The sequence below is a fragment of the Streptomyces bobili genome (assembly GCF_002154575.1).
GTDB lineage: Bacteria > Actinomycetota > Actinomycetes > Streptomycetales > Streptomycetaceae > Streptomyces > Streptomyces bobili.
The window spans coordinates 1-513 of record NZ_MUBA01000638.1; the positions used below are offsets into that span (position 1 = coordinate 1).

A 513-nucleotide genomic window follows, 5' to 3' on the forward strand; every position below is an offset into this window, starting at 1 on the left:
GCGACCATGGCCCGCTTCAAGGCCCTCGACCTCAAGGTCGAGACCAAACCGGACATGACGCCGGTGAGCGAGGCGGACAAGGCCGCCGAGGAGCTGATCCGCGGCCAGCTCCAGCGGGCCCGCCCCCGTGACGCGATCCTGGGCGAGGAGTACGGCATCGAGGGCACCGGCCCCCGCCGCTGGGTGATCGACCCGATCGACGGCACGAAGAACTACGTACGCGGCGTCCCCGTCTGGGCCACCCTGATCTCGCTGATGGAGGCCGCCGAGGGCGGCTACCAGCCCGTCGTCGGTGTCGTGTCCGCGCCGGCGCTGGGCCGCCGCTGGTGGGCCGCGAAGGGCCACGGCGCCTACACGGGCCGCAGCCTCACGTCGGCCAGCCGCATGCACGTCTCGAAGGTCTCGACCCTCTCCGACGCCTCGTTCGCGTACTCCTCGCTCGGCGGCTGGGAGGAGCAGGGCAGGCTCAACGGCTTCCTGGACCTCACCCGCGAGGTGTGGCGCACGCGCGCG

The 513-nt window shown here is 72.5% G+C and carries 1 protein-coding gene; it reads left to right on the top strand.

Annotation, left to right across the window (positions count from 1 at the left end; all coding sequences use genetic code 11):
- Positions 1–513 (top strand): inositol monophosphatase family protein (locus BZL64_RS35260; RefSeq protein ID WP_279634651.1); only part of this gene is annotated, 513 nt, incomplete at both ends.